Source organism: Daejeonella oryzae DSM 19973, from assembly GCF_000422945.1.
GTDB classification, from domain to species: Bacteria; Bacteroidota; Bacteroidia; order Sphingobacteriales; family Sphingobacteriaceae; genus Daejeonella; species Daejeonella oryzae.
The window spans coordinates 68325-93704 of the sequence record NZ_AUHA01000002.1 but is presented as its reverse complement, the minus strand read 5'-3'; the positions used below and the strand labels follow the sequence as shown (position 1 = coordinate 93704).

Genomic DNA, 25380 nt, shown 5'->3' with positions numbered 1-25380 from the left:
TTTAAATGTTATGCTGCTAATACCTCATTCAACTCCTCAATAATGCCATCCGTTTTATCTCCAAAGAGCTGCCACATCTTACCCAATCCCCCACTTTTATTGAAAGGATCTAACTCAAAATCTTCCCTCTCAAGATGGAAGGAATTTGCTATGTAATCTTTTATCATTCGTAACCACGTCATTTGCTCCTCGGTAAATTTCAAACTCCCGGCTTGCTGCTTAAATAACCAGTCTTTAAAGTTTTTATCTACCGTTTTATCATAATCTGTAAGAGAAGTATCCACACCCGATACTCTCCGGATCAGACTTACGAGTGCTACCAGTTCATTTTTTGGTGATCCATTGGTAGGTTCCAGTTGCTCATACGCTCTCCAAACTGGGAGGGTGGCTAAGTTAGGTGAACTGGTAGATAGTTTTTCATATAAGTCCTTAATCATTTTGTAGGTAAGCTCTCTTCTTTGGTATGGTTGACCATAAAATAACTGTAAGGCAGTAATCTCGTTCCGGTTATCTTTTATCCACTGTGTGAAATTATTTACAAGCGTTTGAGCAGCTTCAATCTGATCTTTTACCCATCCTATCTGGATAATTTCATCTATATTATGGTTATCAATGATCTGGTCGTACTTTTTCCGCACAACAACAATAAAGTTTCTCAGCTCAGGGCTATTGAACACATCAACTGCAGTATTAATCAGCACTTGCTTTTGTTCTGCAATGGCTTGTTCAATACTTTCAGGGGAACTACCGAGCATCTGTTTTCTAACTTTTTGTTGCAATTGCTCTATGGTATCCGGATCATGAGCATTCAATAGCTGCCGGACCACGTGATTGATGGTAAAACCATCTGCATTCTCCGCAAACCGGATACGTTCCTTATCATTGATTTGCCTGTCTAACCTGATCAACCGGTTGGCTAAAGTGGAAAGGATCTCCTCGGTAGTATTACCCATCGAAACATGATGAAGCAAATCTTTAAGGGATATACAGGGTGCTTTCTCCAAAGGTCTGCTATCGGTTTTCTGTGTACTTTCAACTCCTATAGCATCAATGATTACAAAGTGATCTTTCGTATATTTTGCTGCGGGAGTACCGGTTGCTTTTAACTGCTCTAAGGAACAGGTTCGGGTACCACGCCCTTTCATTTGCTCATAGTAACTGCGACTTTTTACATCCCGCATAAAGACCAACACTTCCAGGGGTCTGATATCCGTACCGGTCGCTATCATATCAACAGTTACGGCAATACGAGGATAGTAATCATTTCTGAACTGACTAAGTACGGTTTTTGGGTCTTCCTCGCTTTTATAAGTAATCTTTTTACAGAACTTGTTTTCTTCCGCAAATTCCTCGCGAACTATATCAATAATATCCTCTGCATGGGAGTCGGTTTTGGCAAAGATCAACGTTTTGGGGACCTCAAACAGTCCCTCTTTATCCATTCGGTCCGGAAACATATATGGTAGGTTCTCTCTGAAGGCTCTGATGATCGTACGGATCTGACTGGGATTTACAATGTCCTGATCGAGCTGTTTACCGGCATACTCTATGTCTTCATCTGTGTTTTCCCAAAACTTTTTCCGGGTTAATCGTTCCCGCTTATCTACTTTTTCGCCCAGAACGATTTTGCTTCCATCCTTAGTGATCTTGGTTTGTATAGTAAATACATTGTATGGAACTAATACCCCATCAATGACGGCCTTTTCGTAGCCGTAATCTGACACCAGGTTTTGATTGAAGTATGCAAAAGTCCTGTTATCAGGGGTGGCTGTTAAACCGACCTGGAATACATCAAAGTAGTCCAGCACCTGTTTCCAAAGATTGTAAATGCTGCGGTGGCATTCGTCAATGACTATAAAGTCGAAGAACTCCGGTGATATCCTTTCATTATATATTACCGGAAGTGGTTGTTTCGATATAAACCCGGACTCATTAGGGTTCGTTTCTTCAGCACTTTCCTCCAACTCTGTTCCCTTTAAGATTGAATACATCCGCTGGATGGTACTGATATAAACCTGATTATCAGGCGTAATGAAACTGCTCTTTAAACGGGTGGCACCATATAATTCCGTAAACTTCCGATTATCATCATTCGGAACATAGGCCATAAACTCTTGCTCGGCTTGTTCTCCCAGGTTCTTCGTATCAACCAGAAACAGAATTCTTTTTGCTTTCGCATATTTTAAAAGGCGGTACACGAAAGTGATTGCAGTAAAGGTTTTTCCGGAACCCGTTGCCATTTGTATCAGTGCTTTGGGTCTGCTTTCCTTAAAAGAGACATCGAGATTTTGAATCGCTGTCACCTGACAATCCCTTAAACCGGACGTAGGTAAATCGGGAATATCCTGTAAACGGCTTCGTAAAGATCTGCCATGTTTGATCCACTCTAAAAAAGTTTCCGGGCGATGAAAAGTAAATACCTCCCTTGACCGAGGTTTTGGATCCCGGTAATCTGTAAAACGGGTAATAACCCCAGTGCTTTCATATACAAAAGAAAGCGGATCATGATTACAGTATTTCAGTTTCGCATTTGCGTAATTGGTGGATTGGTCTTCTACCTCTATAAGGTGGTATCCCTCTTCCTCTCTTTTGGCCTCAATCAGCCCAACGGGTTTTTTATCTACAAATAGTAAGTAATCCGCAGGACCTACATCGGTCTGATACTCTCTTATTGCTACACCAAGTCCTGCGGCAAGGTTAATATTTTTCTTTGACTGAATGATCCATCCACACTGTGTTAGCTGACGGTCAATATTGTCACGGGATATTTGTTCAGGATTTTGGTTCAAAACGTCTTGTTTGGTATAGATAGAGTAAAATTAAAAAATTAACTTAGAATATAACCTTGTTATATCAGAAGAAATCTTTACTAACCAGTAATCCTAGTTGTTATAATCTTTATAAAGTTAAAACCCTTTTATTACTTCTGGAACCCACTCTAAGTAGTGGTACCTCCAACTTGGGACACTCGCCCCATCAAGGAAGGTTCGCTAATATCTAATCAGTTCACCACTACGAAAAGTAGTTCCGTAAATTGTAGAATCCACTCCTCTGGCGACACAGCAGAAACAATGATTACTAGCATGAAAACTAATAATACACTACCAGTGTAAAAGACTGCATCCTCATTTCTTTTGTAGTGACTATTGTTTCTGCCTTGACCCATAGATGATGGTAAATCATGCCTTAGCAAAATACCTCGTTCTCCAGGAGGAATAAGAATGCCCGGTTTTGTCATTTCATTTAAATACCTCAACTAAGAATACTTCCGCTCAGTATCAAGTTCTACAATCGACTTTTGCTGAGTTGTTTAACTCGGTTTTCAACTATAGGTTCGCTTGGTCAGATCCGGAAAGCTCAATTCAACATATAACTCAAATGACCCTTTGCTGGTGTAAAACTGTCCTTTGGGTAGTCAATCACTTTACAAGCTCTGGAAGTATTCTGATACTTGGCAAGTTTTAAAGCTCCTAACTTGTTACTGATCGTTTTTTGTTATGTTTTATTGACTTTAATCTTTGTTCAGGTTTACGTTTTGACTAGATATATATATATATGAGTTGATTTAGTTTAATTCCATTTTGCGAATCCTGTTTTCTCCATTATTGCATATATATAATATATTGTCAACCACTGCCATGCCCATAGGGAAATTCAATCCATCGGTTGTCACAGGTGGCAATCCACCGTCTCCATGGGTGTCCGTATCCCATATATTAGAAACAAAATTTGTAGTTTGATTAGTCAGAAGTGATAAGCTATTTAATTTAAAGGTGTATGTAGCTCGAACATACCTTGCATCGGTATCATTATAATAAATCTGATCTTTATGAATTGTAATACCTCTTACAGTCATAAAAAAGTCTGTTTCCCACCATGGCCCACGTTTGATTGTAGTTACGACGCCTTTCTGAGTAATTTTACGAATGCTTGGTCCATAACCTCCGCTGACGTATATATTTCCAGATGGATCAAGCGTAATAAATTCTGGATTATTAAACTCTGCCTGACTCCCGGTTCCATCTTTTGGCTCAGGGCCGATGACGCCCGTTTCACTATCAAATTGTGGATCAAAAGTCCTATCACCGCCTGCAAGCGTACTTACCTTTCCATTAGACAATATACGAACGGCATTATTTCCAGTGTCCATGATATAAACACAACCATTCTTGTCAATAACTAGCCCATGTGGTTGATAGAAAGTTGCTTTTAACGCAACACCATCCTTCATCACTAAGCTTGTTCCATCTCCAGCTACAACAGTAACTAAATTTCCATCACTGCTTATTCTTTTAATTTGATTCCCGTCGGATATCAAAACGCATCCATTTTTTTCAATTGCGATACCACTAATATTACTAACTCCATGTGAAGATGTTTTGGCATCGAAGAATGTAGTAACTATGCCACTAGGAGTAATTTTCCTTATTCGATAACCTGGGTAAATACTTTCGGGTCTCCTGCTTTCCACGACAAACAATGATTTATCCGGGCCAACCGCTAGAAGAGTAGGGTTTTCAAACTGTGCTTCTAATGCAGGTCCATCTTTATAGCCCGTTGTTGAACCAGCATACACTTTTAGGATGGATTCTTCCTGGGGTTCGATATCAGCTTCGGGTTCCTTTTGGCAAGAACAAATGAACAAAAGACAGATTAATAGTACGCTGTAAAGATTTGATTTTGAATGCTTCATAGGTTTAATGATTTTTGTTGTAGTTAGATTTCATCAAGCTACACAAAGGATTCTTATACGTACATGCTTTGCACTAAAAAAAGGGTGAACGGTAGGTATTTTTGAGGGAACGGTAATAGAACTACCAAATGCGATTATCTACTAATCCCATTTTGCTAGCCGCCTTTGAGTTGATGGAGGGTAGAAAAAGAGAAAATGAAATGCGATCCTTAAATAGGTTCACCTACGAAGATGTAATCGCGAGGGAAATCATAAAATAGGTAGGTGCACTTGAATTTCAAATGCCTTTATAGAAGGAAGCTAATTGATCCGCAGTCTTGCACAACTAACTCTTAGAATAAGTTTTGACTATTAATAACTCATTTAACTTTGTTCTTATAATACTCAACTACTCGAATGGATAAAGCCTCTACTAACACCTTTAAATCCTCTGCTTTTTGATGACCAGCTTTCAGACCTTCAAGAGGGTCTCTAATCTGTAAACGTTTAAAGAAGTCTTCAGCCCCCTTTGTAATTCTTCCGTATTTATCTAATAGTTCTTCGGGAGTGTACCAGTGCCGGTCTTGCGGATCGAAAATCCAATACTTTTTGGATAACGCCTCCTGTACTATCTGAGAACAGGACTTAATAATAGGTCGCTCATCCGCAGGTACCTGGGTAAAATCGTGATCAAAACTCGATCGCCTGCTGTCGTCTCTGTACTTTCCTGCCATGGTTCAAAATTACTAAAAATATTAGTGTCAGCTATGTCTTAAATAGAAGATATCAGGAATGCTTATTAGATAAGGTTTTATAAATAGAAGAGGGTACTAAAATCTACTTTACATTTCAGTGGTTTTTATTTGAACAGGTTAAACCGTCTCAAATCAAAGTAGTAAAGCATAATACAGCATAACCTGTGGAACGCAAGTTGTTCATATTGAAAATTTAACTAAAACGAATATATTTGACGAAAAATAAAAATATGAAAAGAGAAGCTAAGAGAGTTTTTTTCAGTAGAGTTGATGATAATTATAGACAGTTATTAATAGCAGCTTCAAATTCTCCACATTTGAAAAGGATCTCGTCTGTTACAAATACAGTTGATTTACAAAGTATATCGTTTGATATTTTAAATGACTTACTTCCAAAGAAGACCTTCCAAGTGATTGCAGATTCTACAGGAAGAAAGCTAGAACATACTATGGTGTCTATAAATGAAGGTAGGGAATTAGTAGGAAAAGCATTTAAAACTCCTATGAATTCCAATGAAGTTAAAGTGTACCATCTTGAATACTCTTTCGACACCACCGGGGAAAAGTCATGTCTGGATAATACAGTTAAATACAATAGTAGGGAATTGCCTATTAGCTTTATTTCCAATAAACTTCTTATGCATTACTATTTTCAAGGAGAACCAGAAGATGTAGCTCAGGACATACAAAGGGAGAAAAACCAAGTTGTGGAATTGATAAATACCAATCAAAAGGAGGTTGATGACTTTTTTACCTCAAAACGTGATTCGTTTCTTGCACATATCAGATTGGCAGCCAATGATAGGTTATTAGAAATGAAGAAATTAGATGACGATACAAGCTTATTCTAAGACTTACAATCTTGGAGCGGCGTCCCTGAGTTCTTCTGAATTATACTCACCAAGTCCTCTTAAGTATCTTAGGGTTACTACGATAGTTGAATGACCCAAAAGCTTTTGCAGTAAGTAGATATCTTTCGTTCTCCGGAAAACATCCACTGCTGCGGTATGTCTAAAGGAGTATATGGTATGGTTCTTTTGTACAAGACCCTGTTTGTACATATTTTTCCAGGCTCTCGACCAGGCTGTGTTAAAGTAAGAAGGGTTATAATAATCTGTAGATAAAGTAAACAAGTTGGTATCATGTAGTAAACCGGGTATCAATTGTAAAACAGATCTTACATAGTCCGGGACATACACCACTCTTACTTTCCGACCCTTGTTCTCACTTCCTGAGAGATGTATTTCGCGAAAGTCATTTTTGAAGTGAACTCCCTTAAGTAATCTGACTTCTTGATGTGGTCTCAGGAAGCAACCGTAACTGATCAGACAACATAGATATAGGTTAAAGTGATGGGTCTTTAGATAATCTAAGATTTTGAGTAGTTGTTCTCTCTCATAGATCCTGTGGAGTTTTGAAGTGGTTCTCCTTACAGAAGTTTCCCGAACTACTTCTATCGTTTTCTGAATGGTTTTGCCTACCGAATTAAACAGTACGCCCAGAGTTCTTCGTTTATTCATGTAATAGGTGCCCGAGGAATTGTATCGGGTGAGGAAAAGTTCAATCCTTGGAAGTGTTATCTCTGTTATAGAACCGATTTTCTCCGCATCCGTTAGGAATTCCATGAAGTGATTATAAATAGAGCGAAGATCTGTCTTATAGGAATCACTGAGATCTGAATCCAATTTCCTGTTTAAAACATCCATCAGTACAGTCAGAGTGGAAGCTAAAGGAGTTACGGTATCCGGTTTAACAGCAGGGTAGGAGTTGTTTTTTAGAGCATTCTTCAGTTTAAACCTTAACTCTTCCAGGAGCCTGTCCCTATCCTGTATAGACTTAGTATGATTTGGGTTGATGTTCAGATTCAGTCTGTGGCCGTTAAATTCTCTTACTCTCTTCCCATTAAAGTAAAACGTGATATAAGACCTGGTTTTAAGACTATTACTGGTAATAATTTTGGGTTCTGTGTACATTGATTTGGCACGTTACGTGGCCCGTTTTAACGTTACAACCATAAAAACCCGTTTTAAACCATAGCTCAGTTGGTAGAGCAAAGGACTGAAAATCCTTGTGTCGCTGGTTCGAATCCAGCTGGCACCACAAAAAAAACCTCAGAGAAATCTGAGGTTTTTTTGTTTTTACGCCTTTAAAATGTACTGTAAACTTCCTTACTAACCGTTTTCAAGACTATGGATCTATTAGATAAATAATCTTTTAAAGTTATTTTCAGCTTTAGTTAAGTCGCAAGTGACGCATATTTGACGCATTTTTACATCCTCCCCTCATTCGTAAACCTATAAAATCTTTCACTGGTCAGTATGATGTGATCTAAAATGAGCCACTGCCTCATTAGCCCTGATTCATTTTTCAATGGGCTTGAAATATTTCGTATTTCCTCAGAGCTTAACATTTTAAAGAGTAAGAATGGCCATCGTTCTGGAATAATGTATTCGTAATTTGGTACAAACAATATTCTTTAAAATTTATGTTTTTCGCTAAAGCTAAATAATGAGGTAGAGTCATAAAATGAAACGCTTATGTTACCGAATAAATTTGTAATCCTTGAAATCTCAGATTTTAAAGATTCTTCAGACTTATCATGCACATACAGTGATGTTATTAAATTATTAGGATTTGCTTGGTTTATCCAGTCAACAATATGTTTATCGGATGATTGAAAAGCCGATCCATATACTACTAAGTCAGACTTGTCATTTTTCTTTAAAGCATTACCACAGGATCTGAGATAATAGTTGTTATTTATAGCATTAAATTTATCATCAGGTTTTCCTTCACAGACAAACAAAGGGATGTTCCCGTTTGCGATCTCCATTCTTAGCATCCTAATATATTCATCATCCTCACCACCTTTTCTAAATTTATATGTCATGCCACGGTCGTGGTATAAAAATAATGCTCCATGTAAGTAATATATTTTTCTGCAATTTTCATAATCATCACCAATACCTAACCTGTGCTTACCCATATCGACATAAAACTCGTCTTGAAAAGATGCACTCTGTATTAATTTAAGGTCGATTAAGTTGTTATTGGCTAATATTATCTTGTATAAGAAAACATCATAATTAGTCGTAAAGATATTTCTAAATGGCATGAAGTCTACGGCTAGAGATCTGAATATTGAAGGGTTAACATCTCTATACAAAGGGTGAGTCTCACCAATCGTTCTTATTAACCCTTCTTTTAGTCTTTCGACGACAGGTGATATCGCAGAATAATCTAAACCCAGTATAGTACCAACGTGCTGTGTATTGTTCAAAGCTTCCATTACGTATTCGAAATTTGATGTATTGAAAGCTTTAAACAATTTAATGACATCAGATCCGCAATCTTCAGAAAACTTAGTAAACAAGCTATTATAGGATAGTGCTTGAAATAGATTGATGGAAAAGCCATTGCCTATGAAAATGTCAGTATTGTCGAAGGTGTTTCCGTAGTCAGGCCATTGGGATATGCCTATAGACTCAAGCTGTTTATTTGATAGCATTTGAATTATAAGTACTTAATAGAATTCATGTTTAAATGTAACTTCTTAATATTTAAGACATATCATTAAATTAAGATAAAAGGGTGAACGGTAGGTATTATTGAGGGAACGGTAAAACTAAATTCATTAAAAGCTCGGAGATTAATTGATTTCTAGCATTCCTATCTCTATGAGCTGAAAGAGAGTCAAATAAGATGAAACTGAAAGGCGATACCTTGATATATTCTTCTTTGTGAACATGAGTGGAGGCTTATGTTTTGATAAGAAATTAAAGTGTAAAGATTTAAATCTATGACAGCACGAAGAGGCTGATTCGGAGTCTCGCATTACTAGAGTTGCAGACGGCTTATAAAGTGCTGAATTAAATGAAGCTCGTTTTTAAAACAGTTAAATTCTGTTAAAAGTTATAGCAAAAAACAAGTAAGAACGCACAAAAAAACCTCAAAGAATTTGAGGTTTTTTTGTGCACTTTATGTCTTTTATACTGATTTTACTTTATTGCATATCTTTTAATAAACCGATCAGATCATTTACCGGCAGGGGTTTGTTCAGTACCGTTTCAACATAGGGATTGTGATTGGCCTTTTGAATATCGTAGGGATCTAAGGTGGAAGAAAGCATAATGATCCGGGTTTTCTCTTTGATTTTTTCAGGTAAATTATCGTATTCGTTAAGGAATCCAAAACCATCCATATCAGGCATTCTAACATCCAACAGGATAATCAAACCTTTTTCTAATTCATCCTGATGTTCAACAAGCCAGCTAAGTCCGTTTGCCCCGCTGTTTGCCAGATGAATATCAGCCGTATTGAGCCTGTTCTTTAATAATAGCGCACTTACCGGTAAGTCAATCTGACTGTCATCGATGATCAATATTTTTTGTTTAATCTCCATGTCTTGGGCGGTACTTGCGAACTGCATAAAATTAACTTTTTTAATTCAAAATGATTAGCTTAATAAAATATACTAAATTTTTAAGCTTTAATACAACCCTTAATACATTTCAGAGCTCATAATGTTTATCTGATTATCCCGAAAATTAACTTTTGACATTAGGGCATTAAGAAGTATTATTGTTTTAAAGTATTTAAAACCCGTAACTTATTTACAAAGGTCTAAAATTCATCAATCCATACATCATTATCATTGCAACGCTCATGAAAAAAGTTTTATTGTCTGTATTTCTGCTGCTTGCAAATTTTGCATATTCAAAAGATGATCCATTCAAAAATAAACTTTTTAAACTTCCTAAAGGAGTAACTTCAAAAGACTACGTTCCCGGAATGTTGATTGTTAAATTTAAAGCTTCTGCAAAAGCAGAAAACCAGGTATTTACCAATCCGATGGGAGCATTAACTCTTTCAAATAGATCCGTTGCTATTACATCAATCCAGCAAGTATTCAAAACTATAAATAACCCCAATACCCGTTCTGCATCCACATCTGCATTTGCGGGAATTACAAACGGATTAGACCGGATTTATGAAGTGAAATTTTCTGACAGTCTGAATATTGAAGAGCTTGCCAATGATATCCTTCAGAATAAAAATGTGGAATACGCGGAGCCCCGCTATATTTATTATCATCAATATATTCCCAATGACGCTCTTTTTTCTGTCAGGCAGAATTATTTAAATCAGATAAAAACTCCCCAGGCCTGGGATATCATTAAAAATTCATCAAATGTGGTTATCGGAATTGTTGATTCCGGATCAGATCTCGTTCACCCGGACCTTGCGGCTAACATATATTTAAATCAGGCCGATCCTGTTAATGGATTGGATGATGACCGTGACGGATATCTGGATAATTACAGAGGCTGGGATCTGATAGGTAATAATGCCGGAAATATCAAAGAAGATAATAATCCCCAGGTTACAAGTGATAGTACTGACCATGGTGTGCATGTCAGCGGCATTGCTTCGGCAGTTTCGGATAATGGAGTAGGGGTGGCCAGTGCGGCTTTTAATGCCAAACTTTTAATAGTTAAGGTGGGAGCCGATAACAACCCGACAGCAATTTACAGGGGATATGAAGGAATAAAATATGCTGCTGATCACGGTGCCCAGATTATTAACTGCTCCTGGGGTGGTCCGGGCGGAGGTGCATTTGGTGAGGATATTGTGGCCTACGCCTTAAGCAGAAATTGCCTGATTGTTGCGGCTGCGGGTAATGATAATACGGATGAACCGGATTATCCGGCATCATATAGCGGCGTACTTTCTGTAGCCAGCGTAAATGCCAATGACGTAAAAAGTAGTTTTTCCAATTTCGGTCCCCAGGTGGATATTTCGGCCCCGGGTTCAGGAATATATAATACGCTGAACGGGAATAGATATGGTTCTAAATCCGGAACTTCCATGTCGGCTCCAATGATTGCCAGCGTGGCTGCACTGGTTAAAGCTCGCTTTCCTGATCTGAATATGCAGCAGGTTGGAGAACAAATGCGGGTAACTGCTGATAATATAGATGCGCTGAATCCCGGCTTTACAGGTGAATTGGGAAAAGGACGGGTGAATGTGTTAAGAGCAGTTACCGAGAGCAGTCCTTCTGTACGAAACCAGCAGATTATACTGGCTGATAAAGCAAACGGATCTATCCCGGCAGGTGATACCCTGAGGATATTTTTTAATATTAAAAACTTTCTGGCGCCCGCGAATGGCTTAACGTTGAATCTTTCTAGTACCAGCACCGATGTGGAGGTAATTGATAATCAGGTGAGCACCGGCAATTTAATGACGCTTGAAAGCCGTAATAATGTGGGACCATTTAGGGTTTTTGTAAAAAATGGTACACCGGATAACAGAGATATTATTTTTAAAATACTGTACTCAGCCAATAATAATACCTATTCAGATTTCGAACAATTCCAGGTTACTGTTTCCAGAGATTACCAGAATGTAGAAGTAAATCAGATATCAACCACCATGACCAGTAACGGGCGGGTAGGCTACAGTTCTGCCGAAGCTCAAAACGGACTGGGATTTATTTATAAAACGGAATCATTATTATATGAAGCTTCTTTAATGATTGGAAATTCGGCTACCAAAGTTTCAAATAATACAAGAAATGATTCCGGATCGAGTGATGAACATTTTGCCAAACGCTTAAGAGTAACCCGAAATGTGAATTCAACAGCTGCATTTGTAGCAAATTCAGAATTTAACGATTCCAGAAACCCTAATCCTTTAAACGTATATGTAAAACACCGGCAACTGGCGTATGCAAATGCGCCCGATGATAAATATACAATTGCGGAGTATGATATTCAGAATACCGGCTCAACAGATCTTTCGGGTGTTTATATCGGATTATTTACCGATTGGGATGTGGATGATAATGGGAGAGATGTAACTAAATACGATGCTATAAATGGGATGGGCTACGTTTTTGGAAAAAATGGAGGAACTCCATTTACTGCTGTAAAACTATTGACCAATATAGATAAAGCGAGTTACTATCCTTTATCTTACCAGGTTTCGGGCGATCCGCTTGAGACCGGCGGAGGATTTACCATTGCCGAAAAATACCAAACCCTTTCAAGCGGGATAAAGGCAAGCAGCTTGGGCGAAAGTTCAGCAAATGGCTACGATGTAATGTTTGTAATTGGTGCCGGACCCTTTAATATCCCGGCAAACGGATCTGTTAAAACTGCTTTTGCTTTTATTGGCGGAGATGATCTTAAAGATATTCAAAACAGTGCGGTGGCAGCGCAGAATAAATATAATATTTTATCAGGATTAAGTCCGGTAGATCCAAGCGCAGCTTCGTTTGAGCTGAAGCAAAATTATCCAAACCCGGGTGCTGATGAAACGAATATAGAATTCAATATTCCGGAAGAGTCGGCAGTTACGTTATCACTGTATACCATTCTGGGTAAAAAGGTTAAAACGCTGCTCAGTGAAAACTTAAATCCGGGTGCGTATAAAATTGCAGTAAACTTGCAGGAGCTTGAAAGCGGAATTTATCTCTACAAAATGCAATACGGAAATAAATCCAAAACTCTAAAATTGATGGTGGCCCGCTAGTTATTGCAGGTGATAGCAAATTCGGCAGCGGGGTTCATAACTCTCTTTTTCACCCAGCAGAATTTTTGAATCGCTTGCCGCTGTCCGGTATGAATATGTTGCCGGCGCACCGCACTGAACACATACTGCATGCACTTTTGTAACCAGTTCTGCAATGGACATAAGTGCAGGCATGGGGCCAAAAGGCCGTCCCTGAAAATCCATATCTAAACCTGCAATAATTACCCGAATACCCCGGTTGGCTAATTTGTTGCACACGTCCGGAAGTTCATCATCAAAAAACTGGGCTTCATCAATACCAACAACTTCTGTGTTGGCTCCCAGTAATAAAATAGATGCCGCATTTTCTACCGGAGTTGAGTGGATGGAATTTCTGTCATGAGAAACCACTTCGGTATCGTCGTATCTTACATCTGTTTTGGGCTTAAATATTTCTACGTTTAGCTTTGCAATCTGAGCTCGTCTCAACCTTCGGATTAATTCTTCTGTTTTGCCCGAAAACATAGATCCGCAGATTACTTCTATACTTCCACCTAATTCTTTTCTGCGCTTAAAATTGTGTTCGCTAAACAGCATGCCTGGGTAATGATTGTAATTATTTCGCGACTAATATCAACAATTCAGATGAAATTGGGCGTTTTTTCCTCAACAATATTCAGCCCAAAGGGGATTGGCTAAATAATTGTCTCTATCTTTATCAGCGATAAACAGCAGAGCCAGATCGGTTTATTTATTGCTAATCTGCCAATAATTAAAATTCATTACCGTTATTTTTAATGATGAACAAGCAAATAATTTTTAAGAAAATTGGATATATAATCTCCGAAATCACTGAACAATATCAATATCTTTCAGAAAATCCGGAGAATTTGAATGAACTGGAGCTTGAATTATTTGTGGCTAATTCGCATTTCCTTTCAGAGCATATTTCAATTCTTAATAAAATCAATGCCCAAAGTCAGCCACCTGCTGTCCTGAATTCTGAAACCAGTTCGATTCCCGAAGAAACTGTTATCCTTGAAATACCTCAAGAAGCTTACAAAGAAGAAGCGGAAATAGTTAAAACGGAGGAATCCGTTACCGACTGGAGTTTTAAACTGGAATCTGAAAATTTACAGCAAGAGAGAGAAGAAATCTATACGGAAATTGAAACTACAGAAAAGGTAGATTTCATAATTCCATCAGAAATGAAAGATTCAGAAATGGAACTTTCTGAAGATCAGATTCCCTTTATTATGGACAAAACTAGTGTGGATGCCGGTGATTTTTCTGAAAGTAAACAAGATAATTACTCAGATATACAATCTTCAAACTTCGGTAATGGGCACAATCGGGAAGAGGAGCAGGCTTTACCTGAGATAGTTAGGGAAATAGTAATTCCTGAAGTTGCTGATATAACTCATAAAGTTCCTACCATTAATGATTTATTATCGGGCCGGTCTGCACAAAATACCGTTTCCGCACAATTCAGAACCAACAGTATAAATGACCTTAAAAGCATTATCAGCTTAAACGACAAGTTGTTGTTTGTTAAAGATTTGTTTAACGGATATAGTCTTGCATACAGTGAAGCTATTGAACTGGTTAACCGCTTTGATAATTTTGAAGATGCTGATAAGTTTCTTCAGCAAAATTATGCAGCTAAAAATGGCTGGCCCGAAAAACAGCACAGCGTGGATAAGCTGTATGAAGTTTTAAACAAGAGATTTAGTTAATGTTATACCTTGGTATTTCCTTGGGATGCTTTTATACGGACTTTAAACTCAAAACTAAATAATTCCCATTCTGTTCGAATCAAGCTTTAACAGGATAAATAATAAGATTGTAAAGCTCCATAATGATGATCCACCGTAGCTGATAAATGGAAGCGGAATACCAATTACGGGAGCTAATCCCACGGTCATGCCGATGTTGATGAAGAAATGGAAAAAGAGGATAGATGCAACCCCGTAGCCATAAATTCTTGAAAAGGATGATCTTTGCCTTTCGGCGATATTAATGATCCGCAAAAGCAGAAAAAGATACAGGCCGATTACCACAAAACTGCCAACAAAACCCCATTCCTCTCCGATGGTACAGAAGATAAAATCTGTGCTTTGTTCCGGAACGAAATCATACCGTGTTTGTGTGCCCTTTAAGTAGCCTTTGCCCAGCAATCCGCCGGAACCAATGGCAATTTTACTTTGGTTCACATTGTAGCCTTCGCCACGCAAATCCTGAACTTTTCCTAATAATACGTCAATACGGTTTCGCTGGTGAGATTGAAGAATGTTATTGTAGGCAAAGTCTACCGTGAAAATATATGCCACAGAGATTAAAAATCCAACAATAACTACTCTGATAAAAGATCGGTTTCGTTTATAATTATAGATGAGTAATGCGCCAATAACCACGAGGGCAAGAATCAGATATAATTTACTGATTAAAAGCACCAGCACAAACAAGGCGATAAATAAGGCACCGATAATTAGAAAATATCCGGATAGTCCTTCACGGTAAAGCACGAAAATAAGGGCGAAAAAGGTAAGTGCAGAACCTGTATCAGGCTGCAGCATAATCAAACCCATGGGCAGCAAAATAATGGCGGCACAAATACTTTTTGTTTTTAAATCCTGAACCTTGACATTATTCATGCTTAGATAACGGGCTAATAGCAGGCAGGTAGCAAATTTGGCAAATTCAGAAGGCTGCAGCCTGAAGCTTCCAATCGGGATCCAGGCCTGGTTTCCTCCAACATTTCGGCCAACAATAAGTACCAGTATAAGCAGCAGGAGGGTAATGCCATAAAATACAGGAGAGAACGTGTTGAAAAATTTGCTGTCCATCAGTAATATAACCAACCCAATAATTAATGCTGATACAATAAAAATCAGCTGTTTACCGTAATTGGTATCCAGATTGAAGATGCTGGGCTTTTCCGGATTATATACAGCCGCATGGATGTTAAACCAGCCAATGATACACAGCGCCAGGAAAACCAGTATGACTATCCAGTCTACATTAAAAAAAGGGCTGCGCTGATTATTCATTTACCGCTATAGAATTTGTACTTACTGCTTTTATTTTTTTTGGAGTTACCGTGTCCTTTTTGCTGGTATCCGGCTTTTGCTTAACCGGAGCTTTAGGTTTTAATAAAGCGCCTGGTAAAAGGTTGGCTTCAAATAAGCGATCTAGATATTCTTTGGGCCGGGTTATAGACTTACGAATATATTTTTCGACCATTAAGCTTGCAATTGGCGCAGACCAGGTTGAACCGAAACCGGCATTTTCAACTACTACAGCTATGGCTATTTTAGGATTATCTCTCGGAGCAAAAGCAACAAATACTGAATGATCATCTCCATGCGGATTTTGAACAGTTCCGGTTTTTCCGCACATTTCAATGCCGTTAATTTTTGAATAAATAGCGGTACCGCTGGGTTCATTAACAACCTGGCTCATACCATTAATTACACTACCAAAATATTTCGGATCAATACCTACATCATTCTTTTTAGTGTATTCTGCTTTAATTACTTTTTTTGCGCCGATAGCCTGAATGAGATGGGGCTTGTAATAATATCCACGGTTGGCTACAATTGCCATCACATTGGCCATTTGCAGCGGAGTTATTCCTAATTCTCCCTGGCCAATTGAAAGTGAAATATTAAAGCTGGAGCCCCATTTATCGCTTTTAAATATTTTGGTGTAATAATCAGCAGTAGGCAGCATTCCCTTGCGTTCGGCCGGAAGATCAATTCCTAACTTATCGCCGATACCGAATTTAGAAACAGCACCCCGCCATCTTTTATAGGCATTAACCGGTCTCATTCCCGCCTTATCGATCATCAGATTATATGTATATCCGTAATACGTATTGCAAGATTCCTTTATCGATCTTTCCAGGTTCACAGAGCCGTGAACGTGCGTGCATTTCATCACCCCGCGGCTGCTGTAACGATAACCGCCCGGGCAATAATAAGTTGTATTGGGATTTATTAATCCAAATTGCTGAGCCACTAAAGCATTGACTACTTTAAAAATAGATCCGGGAGGATATTCTGCCTGGGTTGGACGAATGAACATTGGTTTTGAAGGTTCATTCAACAACTTCATGTAATTATTTCCTCTCTGGCGCCCCACCATCATGTTCGGATCATATCCCGGACTGCTGACAAAAGAAAGAATTTCGCCGGTTGAAGGTTCTATAGCTACAATACTTCCGATTTTATTTTTCATCAGCTTTTCGCCAAATTTCTGAAGTTCTTTGTCTAAGGATGAAATCATCTGCTCACCCGATACGGCCAAGGTATCATATTTCCCATCTGCAAAATGACCTTTGGGACGGTTCAAAGCATCAACCATTAAGTTCTGAACTCCACGCTTGCCTCTTAATAATTCTTCGTAAGATTTTTCAACTCCGCTGATGCCAATATAATCTCCCTGACTGTAAAATCCATTGGAACTTTCAATAACTTTCTCGGATACTTCGCCGATGTATCCCAGAAACTGTGCTGCAGTACTATCCGGATATCGTCTAACCGTACGGTTCTGGACAAAAAAACCGGGGTATTCAAAAAGATGCTCCTGGAATTTGGCATACGTTTGAGCAGATAATTGCTTTTCGAAAATAGAAGCCTTGTAGGGTGAATAATTGGTTGACTTTTTAAATCGCTTATCAAAACCAGCTTTATCTATACCAATCAGACTGCAAAATAGTAAGGTATCAAAGGGCTGCACCTCTCGTGGGATTACCATTAAATCATATACAGGTTCATTTTGAACCAGTATTTGTTCATTACGATCCAAAATTATACCTCTTGCTGGATAAATGAGAATTTTGCGAAGAACATTGTTATTGGCCGAAAGAAAGTATTGATCACTGATAACCTGGATATAAAAAATCCTTGCTAACAATATAATCGCGATAGCAATAAATATTCCCTGTATTACAAACTTTCTGGCAAAAAATCTATTCATTATCGCATTTTCTTACGGAAAAATATAAATTCGGCAAGCAGCATTAATATCACCGTGAATAAAGAACTAAAAATTACACGCAATAGTGTATATCCAAATTCATAAAAGCTGAAGGTTTCGAACGTGAACAGTATTAAGTGATGAGAGAAAGTAAGAATGATCGCATAAAAAATGAACCACCTGAATCCCATAATTCCTAAACTCGGGTCGGGTTCATTATCAAAACCATCCCGCTGTACCGTAAGGCTAATAAAAATGATCCTTACAAACGCCAGTACAGAACAGGCGGCGGCATTTAAGCCAAGCGTATCATAAAAAACGTCGACAGTTAATCCTGTAAAAAATGCCAGTAAAAACAAAAGTCCGTTGGGTATTTTAAAGGGCAGGAGCAGGATAAACAGAATGTAAAGGAATGGTACAGCCAGGTTATAATAGCCCATGTTCTTAAGCAGAAATACCTGCAGAAAGATAAGTACTATAAAGCGGATTAAATTAACCAGAATGACCCTGCCCATTTTATTCGGTTTTGTTTTGAGATTCCAGTTCGTTTTGTTCTCCGGAAAGTAAATTATTTACAACATACACATATTGAAGTGTCGAAAAATCTGTTGAAAGCTGAATTTCAATATCCAAAAAGCTATCGCCACCCTTGATTCCGGTTTTGGTAATACGGCCGATTTCAAGGCCCGCAGGGAACAATGAATATCCTGAAGTTGTTACCAAATCTCCTTTTTTAACCGATACATGATTTGGGATATCTTTTAAAATCGCCAGACGGGAATCGTAGTTTCCTTCGCCCCAGATTAGTGAACCAATATTATTGTTTACGCTGGCACTTATCCGCGTATCATTATGTAATAAAGACTGAATGGTAGAGAAATTTGGGGATACATTTAATATAATTCCTACAATTCCTTTAGAGCTGATTACGCCCATTCCTTTTTTAATTCCATGCCTGCTACCGCGATTTATGGTGATGTAGTTGTTTTTCTGATGAATGGATTTGTTCACTATTTTAGCAACAATGTAGGTGTACTGCTGTAATTTAACACTGTCTTTTACTTCTCCCTGAACTATACTGTCATTAAAATAAGATTCTTTTAAGGCAGCTTTGAGTTTTGCATTTTCAGCAGCCAGGCTATCATTTGTACTGCCCAGATTCAGGTAATTGGTGAAATTATTTATCCGTTCATAAGCTGTTCCAACCAATTGATTAGATGAATTTAAAGTACTTGCCCGCTGATAGGAATTGTTATTTACAAGCAATATAAATGAAATGACCAGGAAGATGATCAGCAGAAAAAATGCGTTGTACTTGCTGATAAATATCCAGACGTTACGCATAGTTTGATTTTAGAATTTAGAAAATAGAGTAGAGGTTTGAAATCTGAGCTGTAAATCTCAAATCTCAAACCTCGTATCTCAAATCTTTTTACTGCATTAAGAATTTAAAGCCATGAATGTTTTTAAGCGCAATTCCTGTTCCGCGTACTACAGCACGCAAAGGATCTTCGGCAACATGTACCGGAAGTTTAGTTTTTGAAGCTACACGCTTATCCAAACCACGCAATAATGCCCCTCCGCCTGTAAGATAAATTCCGGTTTGGTAAATATCTGCTGATAACTCTGGGGGAGTTATCTCCAATGCTTTTAAAATTGCTTCCTCAATTTTTGAAATTGATTTATCTAAACAATGAGCAATCTCAGTATAGGATACGGTAATCTGCTTGGGTACGCCGGTCATCAGGTCACGTCCCTGAACAGCGAAATCTGCAGGCGGATCAGAAAGTTCTGGTAATGCAGATCCCACTTCAATTTTTATTTTCTCAGCAGTACGGTCACCAATCATAATATTATGCTGGCGGCGGATGTACTGAACAATATCACTGTCGAAATTATCTCCGGCAACGCGGATAGATTGATCACACACAATTCCCGAAAGAGCAATTACAGCAATCTCTGTAGTACCACCGCCGATGTCAATGATCATGTTTCCCATAGGTTCTTCAACATCAATTCCAATTCCTACAGCTGCTGCCATCGGCTCATGGATGAGGTATACTTCTTTTGCTCCGGCAATTTCGGCAGAATCTCTTACGGCACGTTTTTCCACTTCGGTAATTCCGGAAGGGATACAAATAACCATACGTAAAGATGGGAAAAACCATCCTTTTCCGTTGTTGATCATTTTGATCATGCCGCGAATCATGTGTTCTGCCGCATTAAAATCAGCAATAACACCATCTTTCAAAGGTCTAACCGTACGGATATTATCGTGCGTTTTACCTTCCATCTGCATGGCTTGTCTTCCTATCGCGATAATTTTATTGGTTGTACGGTCAAAAGCAACAATTGACGGTTCGTCAACTACAACTTTATCATTATGTATTATAAGGGTATTTGCAGTACCTAAATCGATTGCTATTTCTTGTGTAAACCAGTTAAATAAACCCATTTGTGAATTCTATTGTAAAATGTATGCAAAGTTAATTTCTTTTTGGTAATCCTATGTTATTACTGCAGTTATAGCGCAATTATTTACATATATTTTCAAACCCTGATTCTAACGAATCTATTTAACGGATATTCTAAAAATTAAGCTTCGCGATGCTGAATTAATGTTTAAAATGTCTGACTCCTGTAGTGACCATGCCTATGCCTTTACTGTTGGCCATATCAATTGATTCTTTGTCTTTAATAGATCCTCCCGGCTGTACAACCATTGTAATTCCGGCTTTTGCAGCAATTTCAACGCAATCAGGGAAAGGGAAAAATGCGTCAGAGGCCATTACGCAACCGTTTAGGCTAAATCCAAATGATTTTGCTTTAGAAATTGCCTGTTGTAAAGCATCAACCCTTGATGTCTGACCCACTCCGCTCGCAGTGAGGCATGCATTTTTTACCAATACAATTGTATTTGACTTGCTGTGTTTTGCCAGCTTATTGGCAAAAACCAGGTCTTCATACTCCTGATCTGTAGGTTTCCGGTCTGTTACAGGGCTCATTTGCTCGATTCCTTCAATCTGTAAATCTTTATCCTGTACAATAACACCATTCAGTAAATTTTTAAATTGCACCGCTGGCATTTGTACGTTATTTCTTTTTAATAAGATGCGATTTTTTTTAGCCGAAAGAATAGCCTGAGCTTCTGCGGTAAATGAAGGTGCAATAAGTACTTCGAAAAATAAAGAATTAATTTCTGATGCCGTAGTTTGGTCAATTTCCCTGTTGCTGATCAGCACGCCTCCGAAAGCCGAAACCGGATCACAGGCTAAAGCATCTTTCCATGCTTCTAAAATGCTGGTTCTGCTTGCAATTCCGCAGGCATTTGTATGCTTCAAAATAGCAAATGTAGGTTCAGTAAATTCATCTATTAATGCAACAGCTGCATCTACATCAACCAGGTTGTTATATGAAAGTTCCTTTCCATTCAGTTTTTCGAACATAGCCTCCAGATCGCCATAAAAGTATCCTTTCTGATGAGGGTTTTCTCCATACCGCAGGATGTTTGCCTTCTGTTCGCTGTATTTAAAAACTGATAAAGGTTCCTCGGTATTAAAATAATTAAATATAGTAGTATCATAATGAGATGATACATTGAATGCCTGACGGGCAAAATTCTTACGGTCTGATAAAGTAGTGTAACCCTGATTCTCAGTTAAAATATCGCTTAATTTTTGATAATCATCTTTGGAAGATAAAATGACCACATCCTGGAAGTTCTTGGCTGCGGCACGAATAAGCGATATTCCGCCAATATCAATCTTTTCAATAATATCTTCTTCTGAAGCTCCCGATTTTAACGTTTCTTCAAATGGATATAGATCTACAATAACCAGGTCGATTTCCGGAATTTCGTATTCTGAGATTTGCGCATTATCAGTTTTATGGTTTCTGCGGGTTAAAATTCCGCCGAAAACTTTTGGATGTAAAGTTTTCACTCTGCCACCTAAAATAGACGGATAGCCGGTAAGATCTTCTACGGCAATAACTTCAACCCCAAGGTCGCGGATAAATTTTTCTGTTCCGCCGGTAGAATAAATTGTAACTCCGAGTTTTTGAAGCTGAAGCACTAATGGCTCCAGATTATCTTTATAATAAACGGATATTAAAGCGTTTTTAATCTTTACAGGATGGCTCATCGGAAATTTTATTTGGAGCCGCAAAGATAGGTTTTTTGATCAGATTTTTAGCGTTTATAGCCAGAACTGCTTCTGAATTTCTGAGAATTTTAAGAATTATTAGATTAGATCTCTTTCATTTTTTTTAAAAGATTTTCAATCACTTTTGGATAATGGAGGTGTTCCAGCTGCTGTCCCTTGAATTTAACCATTTTCAAATCATCGTTTTTATCAATATGAAACCGGGATTGATGGATGATTTCTCCTTCATCAAAATTTTCATTCACAAAATGAATGGTAATTCCTGATTCGGTTTCGCCGGCCTCCAGAACAGAAGTATGCACTTTATCTCCGTACATACCTTTACCGCCATATTTTGGAAGTAATGCCGGGTGCAAATTGATGATTTTATTGGGGAAAGCTTTTAATAAATTTTGAGGAATGAGCCACAGAAATCCCGCAAGGATAACAATGTCTATCTGCAGGTTTTTAAGAAGATTTACAATATTGTCTGTATGATAAAATTCATTCCTGTCAAAAATATGGGAAGGGATTTCGAAATTATCAGCACGCTGTAAAACATAGGCCTCCGGATTGTTGGTTAAAACGAGGGTTACTTCCGCCTCCGGATGCTTTTTGAAATACTCCATTATTTTCTGGGCATTGGAACCAGAACCTGATGCGAAAATAGCGATGTGTTTCTTCAAACTTGAGATTTTAACTTCATCAAAGATATTATTTTGTGAGGTTCATCAAAATGAAAACCCAATAAAATATGGTTTTAATAAACAATTCGGCTTTATGCAATGTAGTTTATGGAGCGAATACTTTAAAATTTACTACTTATGGAAATATTGAAAAATAGAAAAATTGCCATTTTAACCGAAAATGGATTTGAAGAATCAGAATTGATCAGTCCAAAAAGGGCTTTGGAAGAGGCCGGCGCTACGGTGCATATAATTTCTCCTCAAAAGGATAAGGTTAGAGCAATGAAAGATCATGAATGGTCAGAGAATTATAGTGTAGATGTAACTCTTTCTGAAGCAAAGGCAGAAAATTACGATGGACTTTTACTGCCCGGAGGAGTGATCAACCCGGATCAGCTTCGAGGGAATAAAGAAGCAGTAAAATTTGTAAAAGATTTTTTTGATGCAGGGAAACCGGTAGCGGCAATCTGCCACGGGCCACAAACTTTAATCGAAGCAGGTGTTGTTAAAGGGAGAAAAATGACTTCTTTTCCTTCTGTTAAAACAGATTTACTTAATGCAGGCGGAAACTGGGTGGATGAAGAAGTGGTAACAGATCAGGGCTTGACTACCAGTCGTTCACCTGAGGATTTGCCGGCTTTTAACGCAAAAATTGTTAAGGAATTTGCTGCAGGAGTTCCTCAGCATTAGCAGATCTATTGCCGGGAAATGTTTGTTTAATTAAACAGATTTTTTCCGGCATTTTTATGTTTCAGATTTTTCATTAATGCAGGATTGAATAAAGTTTTTTTCCAGTAATGAATAGATATGACTATCATGAAAAATGCCATTGAAATAAAAATTCTCGGAAAATTGAGCTTCAAGCTTAAATCCAAGCTTTAATAGTAAACCGGCCGAAGCCGAATTTTTAGGATTTATATTGGCCTCTATACTATGAAGCCCCAGATTTTTAAACCCATAACAGGCGATGTCGTTCAGAACTTCCAGCATCAAGCCGGTTCTCCAGAAATCGGGGTGAAGAGCATAGCCAAATTCTCCCCTGAAATGTTCTTTATTTATCCTCCAAAATCCGGCATAGCCAATTAGCTGCGCTGAATCTCTTAAAAAAATCCCCCAGTTGGCTCCTTCATTTTCTTTATTGGCTTCGATTTGCCGGCAAATAAACATTTCAGCATCTTCCAGATTGCGGCAACTTTCAGAATCCATATACCGCATTACTTCGGTATTGGAACGAAGATCGAAAATTTGAGGGGCATGCGAAAAATTTAGCGGTTTTAAACAGGTTCTGAAAGTCTGAAGTTCGGGAAGCATGGTTTTAAAAGCTAAATTTCTAAGAGGATAATTTTTGGTATTATTTATTTTCTGTAATCATTTCAGATCGTTGGGAATACCTTCAGGACAAAAATGATTACAGAAAATAGAAGTTTCACTAATTAGGGTTGTTATAGGTTCCCCCGGGCATCCTGCTCACGTTCCAAAGCTTCAAAAAGTGCTTTGAAGTTTCCGGCTCCGAACGATTTTGCTCCTTTACGTTGTATTATTTCGAAAAATAATGTTGGCCGATCTTCTATCGGTTTGGTAAAGATCTGTAGAAGATATCCTTCATCATCGCGGTCAACCAAAATTCCAAGTTCTTTTAATGGTTCTACATCTTCATCAATTTTTCCAACACGGGCTTCAAGATCATCATAATAGGTATTCGGAACTTTTAAAAATTCAACTCCGCGGTTTTGAAGCTGTGTTACGGTATCTACAATATTATGAGTTGCAATGGCCACATGCTGAACACCTTCATCGCCATAAAAATCAAGGTATTCTTCTACCTGCGATTTCTTTTTGCCTTCAGCCGGTTCATTAATTGGAAATTTAACATATCCATTTCCATTACTCATTACTTTACTCATTAAGGCAGAATATTCTGTAGAAATCTGCTTATCATCAAAAGTTAAAATGTTACGAAAGCCCATTACATCTTCGTAAAACTTTACCCATTTGTTCATCTGGTTCCAGCCCACATTTCCTACGCAATGATCTACGTAAAGCAATCCAACCGGCTCCGGGTTATAATGACTTTCCCACTTTTTATATCCGGGCATAAATGGTCCCGAATAATTTTTTCTTTCTATAAATAAATGAACAGTTTCGCCGTAGGTGTAAATTCCGCTCATGCGGATTTCACCATGCTCATCTGTTAACGTTTTTGGTTCCATATACTGGCGTGCACCACGTTTTATGGTTTGTTCGAATGCATCATAAGCGTCGTCAACCCATAAAGCTATAATCTTAACGCCATCGCCATGCTTTGTTAAATGAGCGCTGATTTCATGATCTGGCTTTAATGGCGTAGTCAGCACCAGACGCATTTTGTTTTGCACAAGAACATATGAAGCACGGTCTTTTACCCCCGTTTCCGGTCCGGCGTACGCCATACTCTGGAAACCGAAAGCTGTTTTATAAAAATGAGCCGCCTGTTTGGCATTTCCAACATATAATTCAACGAAATCAGTACCGTTTAAGGGTAAAAAATCGGTGATTTGAGTTTTTGTTTCTGCTGATTGTGTTTCCATTTTATTACTATTTAGTACCAGGTACTTTGCATTTAGACCTACGTTTTTGAATATATTTTTCTT

Annotated in this window: 20 protein-coding genes and 1 tRNA gene; 5 read left to right on the top strand and 16 right to left on the bottom strand. The window is 38.1% G+C overall.

All coding sequences use genetic code 11. The features are described from left to right. Positions 1–8: 8 nt before the first annotated feature. The 3 genes from G521_RS0100490 to G521_RS0100475 all read right to left on the bottom strand — a co-directional run bounded on the left by G521_RS0100490 (position 9) and on the right by G521_RS0100475 (position 5406). Positions 9–2789, bottom strand: coding sequence for a type I restriction endonuclease subunit R (locus tag G521_RS0100490; protein WP_026896760.1), 2781 nt, complete (start codon positions 2787–2789; stop codon positions 9–11). A gap of 776 nt (positions 2790–3565) precedes the next feature. Continuing rightward, positions 3566–4693: an NHL repeat-containing protein gene (locus tag G521_RS0100480; RefSeq protein WP_036677939.1), complete on the bottom strand. Its 1128-nt coding sequence runs from the start codon at positions 4691–4693 to the stop codon at positions 3566–3568. Between the two features lie 359 nt (positions 4694–5052). Further along, positions 5053–5406 (bottom strand): hypothetical protein, encoded by a 354-nt coding sequence (locus tag G521_RS0100475; protein WP_026896757.1) that lies wholly within the window; start codon positions 5404–5406, stop codon positions 5053–5055. A gap of 251 nt (positions 5407–5657) precedes the next feature. Between G521_RS0100475 and G521_RS0100470 the strand changes: the two genes are divergently transcribed. Further along, positions 5658–6278, top strand: a complete 621-nt coding sequence (locus G521_RS0100470) for a hypothetical protein (protein ID WP_026896756.1) — start codon at positions 5658–5660, stop codon at positions 6276–6278. 3 nt (positions 6279–6281) lie between these two features. Here G521_RS0100470 and G521_RS0100465 read toward each other — a convergent pair whose 3' ends face one another. After that, the gene (locus G521_RS0100465; protein ID WP_026896755.1) at positions 6282–7400 is read right to left on the bottom strand and encodes a tyrosine-type recombinase/integrase; all 1119 of its coding nucleotides are present in this window, start codon (positions 7398–7400) and stop codon (positions 6282–6284) included. Between the two features lie 58 nt (positions 7401–7458). Between G521_RS0100465 and G521_RS0100460 the strand changes: the two genes are divergently transcribed. Further along, positions 7459–7527 (top strand) — tRNA-Phe (locus G521_RS0100460). Between the two features lie 376 nt (positions 7528–7903). On the opposite strand, the gene G521_RS0100455 is transcribed toward G521_RS0100460, so the two are convergent. Further along, on the bottom strand, positions 7904–8935 hold the full coding sequence (locus G521_RS0100455) for a DUF4917 family protein (protein ID WP_026896754.1): 1032 nt from the start codon (positions 8933–8935) through the stop codon (positions 7904–7906). A 495-nt stretch (positions 8936–9430) separates the two neighbouring features. Continuing rightward, complete coding sequence (locus G521_RS0100450) at positions 9431–9856, bottom strand: response regulator (protein ID WP_051189325.1); 426 nt, start codon at positions 9854–9856, stop codon at positions 9431–9433. Positions 9857–10092: 236 nt separating this feature from the next. Here G521_RS0100450 and G521_RS0100445 point away from each other — a divergent pair, with 236 nt between their 5' ends. Next, a complete protein-coding gene (locus tag G521_RS0100445) occupies positions 10093–12963 on the top strand; it encodes a S8/S53 family peptidase (RefSeq protein ID WP_026896752.1) in 2871 nt (956 codons plus the stop codon). Here G521_RS0100445 and G521_RS0100440 read toward each other — a convergent pair whose 3' ends face one another. After that, a complete protein-coding gene (locus tag G521_RS0100440) occupies positions 12964–13539 on the bottom strand; it encodes a thymidine kinase (RefSeq protein ID WP_026896751.1) in 576 nt (191 codons plus the stop codon). Positions 13540–13742: 203 nt separating this feature from the next. On the opposite strand from G521_RS0100440, the gene G521_RS0100435 reads away from it, so the two are divergent. Continuing rightward, entirely contained in the window at positions 13743–14678 is a 936-nt protein-coding gene (locus G521_RS0100435) for a hypothetical protein (RefSeq protein WP_026896750.1), read from the top strand. A gap of 54 nt (positions 14679–14732) precedes the next feature. Here G521_RS0100435 and rodA read toward each other — a convergent pair whose 3' ends face one another. From rodA to purN, 7 genes are all read right to left on the bottom strand, one after another. Next, positions 14733–15992 carry a rod shape-determining protein RodA gene (rodA, locus tag G521_RS0100430; protein ID WP_026896749.1) on the bottom strand — a complete coding sequence of 420 codons (1260 nt, stop codon included), beginning with the start codon at positions 15990–15992 and terminating at the stop codon, positions 14733–14735. Beyond that, on the bottom strand, positions 15985–17922 hold the full coding sequence (gene mrdA / locus G521_RS16135) for a penicillin-binding protein 2 (RefSeq protein WP_036677938.1): 1938 nt from the start codon (positions 17920–17922) through the stop codon (positions 15985–15987). Before mrdA ends, rodA begins: the two co-directional genes overlap by 8 nt. Next, positions 17922–18437 (bottom strand): hypothetical protein, encoded by a 516-nt coding sequence (locus G521_RS0100420; RefSeq protein ID WP_026896748.1) that lies wholly within the window; start codon positions 18435–18437, stop codon positions 17922–17924. Before G521_RS0100420 ends, mrdA begins: the two co-directional genes overlap by 1 nt. Position 18438: 1 nt before the next feature. After that, complete coding sequence (mreC, locus tag G521_RS0100415) at positions 18439–19266, bottom strand: rod shape-determining protein MreC (RefSeq protein ID WP_026896747.1); 828 nt, start codon at positions 19264–19266, stop codon at positions 18439–18441. An 88-nt stretch (positions 19267–19354) separates the two neighbouring features. After that, positions 19355–20377 carry a rod shape-determining protein gene (locus G521_RS0100410; RefSeq protein ID WP_026896746.1) on the bottom strand — a complete coding sequence of 341 codons (1023 nt, stop codon included), beginning with the start codon at positions 20375–20377 and terminating at the stop codon, positions 19355–19357. A 160-nt stretch (positions 20378–20537) separates the two neighbouring features. Continuing rightward, on the bottom strand, positions 20538–22064 hold the full coding sequence (gene purH / locus G521_RS0100405; RefSeq protein ID WP_026896745.1) for a bifunctional phosphoribosylaminoimidazolecarboxamide formyltransferase/IMP cyclohydrolase: 1527 nt from the start codon (positions 22062–22064) through the stop codon (positions 20538–20540). Between the two features lie 104 nt (positions 22065–22168). Continuing rightward, on the bottom strand, positions 22169–22750 hold the full coding sequence (gene purN, locus G521_RS0100400; protein WP_026896744.1) for a phosphoribosylglycinamide formyltransferase: 582 nt from the start codon (positions 22748–22750) through the stop codon (positions 22169–22171). Between the two features lie 138 nt (positions 22751–22888). On the opposite strand from purN, the gene G521_RS0100390 reads away from it, so the two are divergent. Then, positions 22889–23440 carry a type 1 glutamine amidotransferase domain-containing protein gene (locus tag G521_RS0100390; protein ID WP_026896743.1) on the top strand — a complete coding sequence of 184 codons (552 nt, stop codon included), beginning with the start codon at positions 22889–22891 and terminating at the stop codon, positions 23438–23440. Positions 23441–23494: 54 nt separating this feature from the next. On the opposite strand, the gene G521_RS16130 is transcribed toward G521_RS0100390, so the two are convergent. Together G521_RS16130 and hppD are read right to left on the bottom strand one after the other, a co-directional pair. Continuing rightward, positions 23495–24061 carry a GNAT family N-acetyltransferase gene (locus G521_RS16130; protein WP_036677936.1) on the bottom strand — a complete coding sequence of 189 codons (567 nt, stop codon included), beginning with the start codon at positions 24059–24061 and terminating at the stop codon, positions 23495–23497. Between the two features lie 131 nt (positions 24062–24192). Further along, a complete protein-coding gene (gene hppD / locus G521_RS0100380) occupies positions 24193–25317 on the bottom strand; it encodes a 4-hydroxyphenylpyruvate dioxygenase (RefSeq protein ID WP_026896742.1) in 1125 nt (374 codons plus the stop codon). Between the last annotated feature and the right edge of the window lie 63 nt (positions 25318–25380).